The sequence below is a fragment of the Colwellia sp. BRX9-1 genome (assembly GCF_014077195.1).
In the GTDB taxonomy this organism is placed as follows: Bacteria; Pseudomonadota; Gammaproteobacteria; order Enterobacterales; family Alteromonadaceae; genus Colwellia_A.
On record NZ_JACGVM010000003.1, the window covers coordinates 271686 to 279649 of the forward strand.

Genomic DNA, 7964 nt, shown 5'->3' on the forward strand with positions numbered 1-7964 from the left:
CCTGAGATAAATACATTTATTACATGCTTTTAAAGGATATACTAGTGTTATTAATCGTTTTTTTGTCCAATATTGAGAGAAAAATTTAGTGCTTTTATTTAAACGTCTCATAAAAGTAGGGCTAATCTTTATATTTTTAGCTTGTTTGTCTTTAGCCGCTTTATATTTATCAATGCGCAGTGAATTGCCCAGTGTGACTTCATTAAAAGACATGCAATGGCAAACGCCGATGCAAATTTTTAGTGCCGATAATAAGTTAATCAATCAGTTTGGCGAAAAAAAACGCATCCCCTTAAAGCTTAACGAATTTCCACAACAACTGATTAACGCCATTTTAGCCAGTGAAGACGATCGCTTTTATTCACATTTTGGCGTCGACCCAATTGGACTAGGCAGAGCTGTACTCGGTAAACTGATGGGACAAAACAAAGGGGGTGCAAGTACCATTACCATGCAAGTGGCACGAAACTTTTTCTTATCCTCTGAAGTAACCTACACTCGAAAAATCCGTGAAATATTTTTAACTTTCCATATTGAAAGTTTACTCACAAAAGATGAAATACTCGCCCTGTACATGAATAAAATACCGTTAAGTCATCGTAGCTTTGGTTTTGGCGCAGCAGCACAAGTATATTACGGTAAAGATGTTAAAGACTTAACACTGGCACAGATAGCGGTACTTGCTGGTTTACCTAAAGCACCTTCTAACAGAAACCCTATAAGTTCGCCTGATAACGCCAAGACCAATCGCGCAATTGTTTTACAGCGTATGTATAGCGCAGGCTATATCAACTCAACAGAGATGGAACAAGCAAACCAAGCCCCTATTACCGGCAAGAGACACAGTGTAGAAATTGAGTTGAATGCGCCATACATAGCAGAGATGGCACACCAAGAGATGGTCGATCTCTATGGAAAAGAGCTTGCCTATACCGGTGGCTACAATGTTTATCTAACGGTTAACTCAGATTTTCAAAGAGCAGCACAAAAAGCAGTAATCGATAACTTACTGTCATACGATTTGCGACATGGATATCGTGGCGCAGTCGTTTCTTTACGCCCAGAGTTAACTGAAAATACAAGTACTATTGATAAGGTAGCTGAGCTCAGCGATGATGAAGTTATCAAAGCGCTTAATAAAATCGATAATTATCAAACACTTTTTCCTGCTGTGATCACAGGTATTGCTGAACAGTCAGCGACGATTAAATTTTTAGGTCATCAAGATAATAACCACATCACTTTGCAAGAAGGCGATATATTATGGCAAGGCATGTCGTGGGCACGCGAATTTATTAATGATGAAAAACAGGGCGCTGCACCTAAGCTTGCCAATGAAATACTCCAATATGGCGATGTTGTCTTTGTTATTAAAACCGCGCAGGGTTTTACATTAAGCCAGCTACCAGAAGTGAGTTCTGCTCTCGTCTCTTTATCAACAGATAATGGTGCGATAAAAGCAGCTATTGGCGGATTTAGCTTTCAGCAAAGCCAGTTTAATCGAGTTACACAGGCAAAACGACAAGTGGGCTCTAACATAAAGCCCTTTATTTACTCCGCCGCTTTAGATAATGGCTTTACCTTAGCCACACTTGTCAATGATGCGCCAATTAACCAATGGGATGAAAGTTCAGGTTCAGTTTGGCGTCCAGAAAACTCTCCCCCTATTTATAACGGCGACATTCGGGTTCGATTAGCACTTGCACAATCTAAAAATGTTATCGCCGTTAGACTATTAAGAGCGGTTGGATTAGACAAAATAATTCCGCATTTAGCAGCCTTTGGCTTTGTACCCAACGATTTACCACGAAACGAAACACTTGCTCTAGGCTCTGCATCTCTAACACCATTAGAAGTGGCCACCGGATTTGCAACCTTCGCGAACGGCGGCTATTTAATCAGACCCTATTTAATTGATAGAATAGAAGATTCGTTTGGTAAAGTCCTCTTCCAAGCAAATCCAGCTATTGCCTGTGACATATGTTCACTAGAAATTAAGCAACGAGATATTAATAATTCCTCAGTCCCGCTTGAGCTTTTAGCTGAAAAAGACCTACGTCCACTTATTAAAGCTGAACGAGTGATTAGCCCGCAGAACGCTTTTTTAGTGACACAAGCATTAAATGCGGCAATTTGGGGTTCAGATTATCAAATGAAACCGTTTTGGCGAGGAACAGGATGGCGCGCACAAACATTAAAACGACATGATATTGCAGGAAAAACAGGGACAACAAATCAATCAAAAGATGCGTGGTTTTCAGGCTTTAGCCGTCGATTGGTCACTACTTCTTGGGTAGGCTTTGATGACCCTGGCAGAAGTTTGGGTAAAACACGTTATAATAGCAATCTCGATAAATATCAAATTACCGGTGGCGAAGCTGGTGCAAAATCAGCACAACCAGCTTGGATAGACTTTATGGAAGTTGCATTAGTTGCTCATCCTGAAGAACCTTTTATTCAGCCTGTTGATATAGTGTCAGTACGCATTGATAAAAGCAGCGGTAAACTGACCAATAAAACAGATAAAACCAGCTTTTTTGAATACTTTCAGTTTGGCACCGCGCCAACAGAATCGGTAACACAAGATAATAGTAGTGAAATACTTGATGGCTCACGTATTTTTGATGAGAGTAGTAACGGCGATATATTTTAACCAGGCAGTAATTTTCTTCCAATATCATTAGTCGCCTGACAAATGTTAGTGAGATACTTGCTGTAACTTGTCGCTATTGTCAGCTTTTGACTTTTATAACTTTCATTTGCAACTTATTCCTTACAGAACAAAACATTTATTTAATTGTTTTGTTCCTTTTACAAAAATAAATTCACTGTAGATTATGCGAATCAACAGCATAATCTACAGTCTCTCCCATAAAGCAAAACCAGCAATAAGTTCTTGTAATAAAACAATTAAAATAAATCAACATGGTTCTAATGGTAAAATATTTAGTTTAATTACTCAGTCACCGTATCTTCCCCCCTACCACTATAAATGAAAGTTATAGTGAAAACTTTCACAACGAAAGAAATTTTGCTTTCGTTTTGTCTAATAATCGCCTAAAATTGCGTTCTCAAACATGTTTAACACAAAATGTTCACTGTCGTACTTTTAGGAGAGTATTCGCTATGGCTTCTTTAGAAAGCTCAATTGATTTATCTGTATATGGCATCAATGATGTTGCCGAGATTGTTTACAATCCGTCTTACGAGTTACTCTTTGCTGAAGAAACTAAGTCTGAACTGACTGGTTTTGATAAAGGCATAGAAACCGAACTTGGTGCGGTTAACGTCGATACGGGTATTTTTACCGGTCGCTCACCTAAAGATAAATATATTGTTCGTGATGATACTAGCCGTGATACGGTTTGGTGGTCTGATCAAGGTAAGAATGATAACAAACCAATGACGCAAGAAACTTGGGATCATTTAAAGACTTTAGTGACTACTCAACTTTCTAAACAGCGTTTATTTGTTGTCGATACTTACTGTGGTGCTAATGCCGATACACGCTTAAAAGTTCGCTTTATCACTCAAGTTGCATGGCAAGCTCACTTTGTTAAAAACATGTTTATTCGCCCTTCAGATGAAGAGTTGAAAGATTACGAACCCGATTTCATCGTAATGAATGGTGCTAAAACAACTAACGATAAATGGCAAGAACAAGGTCTTAACTCTGAAAACTTTGTTGCCTTTAACCTTACTGAAAAAATTCAATTGATCGGCGGTACTTGGTACGGCGGAGAAATGAAAAAAGGTATGTTCTCAATGATGAACTACCTATTACCTTTAAAAGGTATTGCTTCAATGCACTGTAGTGCAAACGTCGGTGAAGAAGGCGATGTAGCGGTATTTTTCGGCTTATCAGGTACAGGTAAAACAACGCTTTCTACAGATCCAAAGCGTCAACTTATCGGCGATGACGAACATGGCTGGGATGATAATGGTGTGTTTAACTTTGAAGGTGGTTGTTACGCTAAAACGATCAACTTAAGCAAAGAAAATGAACCTGATATTTATAATGCGATACGTCGCAATGCATTATTAGAAAATGTTAGCGTTGATGAGCACGGTAAAATTGATTTTGATGATAACTCAAAAACTGAAAATACCCGTGTGTCTTACCCTATTGATCATATTGAAAATATTGTTAAGCCTATTTCTCGTGCTGGTCATGCGAAAAAAGTTATTTTCTTAACTGCCGATGCTTTTGGTGTATTACCACCTGTTTCAAAGTTAACCCCCGCACAAACTGAATATTACTTTTTATCTGGTTTTACAGCTAAACTTGCTGGAACTGAGCGTGGTATTACCAAGCCGACTCCGACATTCTCAAGTTGTTTTGGCGCAGCCTTCCTAAGCTTGCACCCTACTCAGTATGCTGAAGTTCTACGTAAACGTATGCAAGCCGTTGGTGCTGAAGCTTACTTAGTTAACACCGGTTGGAATGGTACGGGTAAACGTATCTCAATAAAGGCTACTCGTGCGATTATTGATTCGATTCTAGATGGTTCTATAGATAGCGCTGAAACTACTGTTTTACCGTTATTTAATTTAGAAATCCCAACGAGTGTTGCAGGAGTTGAAGGCGATATTCTTGACCCTCGTGATACTTACACAGATAAAGAAGAGTGGAACACTAAAGCAGAAGATTTAGCTAAGCGCTTTGTTAAAAACTTTAGTAAGTTTACTGATACTGATAATGGTAAGTCATTAGTGGATGCTGGACCTCAGCTATAACGACTTAATATTTAAATGTTATCACTAAAAAGCCGCTAAACTTAACATTTAGCGGCTTTTTTATGTTCAGGATGAACCGTTATCACAGCATGACCATTCTTAGTGAGACATGCCTTCTATTGCATCAGTCCATTGTGCAACGCACGGTTACTGTGTGAATTTCAGAAAATTTATTTAATGGGTAATAAAACCTTGGCTGATAAACCGCCTTCAGCACGGTTAGTTAACAGAACATCGCCACCATGGGTATTCACTATCTTCTTTATTATCGCTAAGCCTAAACCACTTCCTTCTGTGCCTCGCGCTTTATCCCCTTGCGTAAAAGGTTGGAACAAACGTTCTATATCTTCTTCAGGAATACCAGGGCCGTTGTCAGACACACAGAAATACACTGACTTTTTATCCGCTGAAATCCCGGTAATAATATCAATATCTCCATCAGAGTAACGTAAGGCATTCTGAATAATATTAGCAACCGCTCTCTTCATCGCAACAAAGCGTAGCGGTATTTCAGGTAGTTCTTGCTCTGAAAAATTTATCTGCCGACCATAAATAAGTTCGGTTTGCATCACATCATTAATTAAGTGATTGAGATCGCAAAGCTCAGGCTTATCTTTACTGTTATGGCGAATGTAGTCGATAAACTGATCAATAATACTGTTCATATCATCAATATCGCCTTCGATACCCTCTTTTAAAAACTCATCTTGTGTTGACATCATCTCCGCCGCAAGGCGAATTCTGGTTAATGGCGTGCGTAAATCATGAGAAATTCCGGCCATCAATAAGTTACGATCGTCTTCGAGCTGTTTTATACCTCGAGACATATGATTAAAAGCTTGAGTTACCGCAACAATTTCAGTGGTTCCTAACTCGGCTAATGGCTGAGGAAACTCGCCACGCCCGACATCTTCTGCGGCTTTTTGTAATGCTTTTAAAGGACGATTTATTTGCCGAACAAACAACCAACCGCCAATGACACTTAATAGGCCCAGAAACATTAACACCACTGTAAGCGGAGAAAAGTTTGCTTCTTCTAGACCTGAAAGGGGAATTCTGATCCAATAATGTGGCGCTTGCGGAGGCCTGATCCAGAATATATATTGCTCCCCTCCTTGGGTCAGTCTCAGTTCAGCATCGCCATCAAGTAATTTTGACATCTCTTTAGAGCGATGCGCAAGATAGGTAGCTTCTGCCAACCCTGACGATAATGCGTCACTTTCACGATAAACTTCAATGCCCGTTTTTTCTTGAAATGATCTTGAGAATGCCTTTCTAAGCAGATCATCATCAATATCAATAAGCACAACCCGTACTTGTTTTGCTAACAACTCATTAGTTAGCTGAGTATTAGGTTGGATGATGTAATAAACCATTGATACCCAAGAAACAACTTGATTAATCAAGAGTAAAAAACCAATCAAGAGTACGGTTTGCCCAAAGGCACTACGTGGCAATATTTTCATGGTTTACATCCATAGTAGGGTCTTCGCTTATATAAGGTAGGTAACGGTGTTAAACGCACTAATTGACTTCTTTACCTTCAGGCACAAAGACGTAGCCTAAACCCCAAACCGTTTGAATATAACGAGGTTTTGCCGGATCTACTTCTAACATTCTTCTTAAACGTGAAACCTGTACATCAATACTACGCTCTAAAGCTGAATAATCACGACCACGCGCTAAATTCATCAGTTTATCACGAGACAGTGGCTCTCTCGGGTGAGTGATCAGGGCTTTTAAAACAGCAAATTCGCCACTCGTTAAAGGCATATTAATATCGCCTTTTACCATCTCTCTAGTGGCAAGGTTAAGTTGATACTCACCGAAAGAAACAATGTTCTCTTCTTGTGAAGGAGCGCCAGGAGCTTCTTGTACCCTACGTCTCAACACAGCTTTAATTCGCGCTAATAATTCTCTTGGATTAAAAGGTTTTGGCATGTAATCATCAGCACCGAGTTCCAAACCAATAATACGATCAACTTCATCGCCTTTGGCGGTTAGCATGACAATTGGCATATCATTAGATTGTTGACGTAAGCGACGACATATAGATAAGCCATCTTCGCCAGGTAACATCAAATCTAAGACTAACAAGTGAAAGTTCTCTCTCTCAAGTAAACGATCCATTTGCTCTGAACTCGCCGCAGTACGCACAGCAAACCCTTGTTCAACTAAATATCGCTCTAAAAGCGCTCGAAGGCGCATATCATCATCAACTACTAATATCTTTTTAGTTTCATTACTCATTGGGGTCATCCTATAACAATCATTTGTTCACTATAATCTAAAAAAAGTAATAATAAAGCTGCTATTAAGAATTAAAGTTAAGGTATTTGTTACAATTTATGAAGTTTGACCGTTTACAGGCATACGGAGTGAGGCCAGACAGTCTCATTGAACTGCAAAGTTATTAACACCTGCTCTGTGTTAGCGACTTTGACTGTTTTGTTAAAATTTAGAGATAAAAAAAGACGCCTAAGCGTCTTTTCTTGAATTCTCGTGAGAACTAAAATTTGCAATTATGCGATGCTTCTTTTAGGTACAGTGATACAACACCTGCTCTGTGGTAGTAACTTTGGCTGTTTTGACTATTTCACTAAAATCTAGATATAAAAAAAGACGCCTAAGCGTCTTTTCTTTAAGTTCTCGTGAGAACTAAAATCTGCAATTATGCGATGCCTCTTTCAGGTACAGCGATACAACACCTGCTCTGTGGTAGCAGCTTTGACTGTTTGACTGTTTTGCTAAATTTTAGATATAAAAAAGACGCCTAAGCGTCTTTTCTTGAGTTCTCGTGAGAACTAAAATCTGCAATTATGCGATGCTTCTTTTAGGTACAACGATACAACACCTGCTCTGTGTTAGTAACTTTGACTGTTTTGACTATTTCACTAAAATCTAGATATAAAAAAAGACGCCTAAGCGTCTTTTCTTGAATTCTCGTGAGCACTAAAATCTGCAATTATGCGATGCTTCTTTCAGGTACAGCGATACAACACCTGCTCTGTGTTAGCAGCTTTGACAGTTTTGACTGTTTGACAATTTCACTAAAATTTAGTGATAAAAAAAGACGCCTAAGCGTCTTTTCTTTAAGTTCTCGTGAGAACTAAAATCTGCAATTATGCGATGATTTTAGATACAACACCAGCACCAACAGTACGACCACCTTCACGGATAGCGAAGCGTAAACCTTCATCCATCGCTACTGGGTTGATTAGCTCTAC

The 7964-nt window shown here is 39.1% G+C and carries 5 protein-coding genes; 2 read left to right on the forward strand and 3 right to left on the reverse strand.

The window, feature by feature from the left end; all coding sequences use genetic code 11:
• The first annotated feature begins 88 nt into the window (after positions 1 to 88).
• Together H4J76_RS05595 and pckA are read left to right on the forward strand one after the other, a co-directional pair.
• Complete coding sequence (locus H4J76_RS05595) at positions 89 to 2653, forward strand: penicillin-binding protein 1A (protein ID WP_182213861.1); 2565 nt, start codon at positions 89 to 91, stop codon at positions 2651 to 2653.
• 473 nt (positions 2654 to 3126) lie between these two features.
• Complete coding sequence (gene pckA / locus H4J76_RS05600) at positions 3127 to 4737, forward strand: phosphoenolpyruvate carboxykinase (ATP) (protein ID WP_070375643.1); 1611 nt, start codon at positions 3127 to 3129, stop codon at positions 4735 to 4737.
• A gap of 170 nt (positions 4738 to 4907) precedes the next feature.
• Here the strand turns inward: pckA and envZ are convergent, their stop codons facing one another.
• The 3 genes from envZ to H4J76_RS05615 all read right to left on the reverse strand — a co-directional run.
• The gene (gene envZ / locus H4J76_RS05605; RefSeq protein WP_182213863.1) at positions 4908 to 6203 is read right to left on the reverse strand and encodes a two-component system sensor histidine kinase EnvZ; all 1296 of its coding nucleotides are present in this window, start codon (positions 6201 to 6203) and stop codon (positions 4908 to 4910) included.
• A gap of 58 nt (positions 6204 to 6261) precedes the next feature.
• Positions 6262 to 6987 carry a two-component system response regulator OmpR gene (gene ompR / locus H4J76_RS05610; RefSeq protein ID WP_070375641.1) on the reverse strand — a complete coding sequence of 242 codons (726 nt, stop codon included), beginning with the start codon at positions 6985 to 6987 and terminating at the stop codon, positions 6262 to 6264.
• Positions 6988 to 7859: 872 nt separating this feature from the next.
• A partial coding sequence (locus H4J76_RS05615; protein WP_077287512.1) for an elongation factor Tu occupies positions 7860 to 7964 on the reverse strand: 105 nt, incomplete at its 5' end.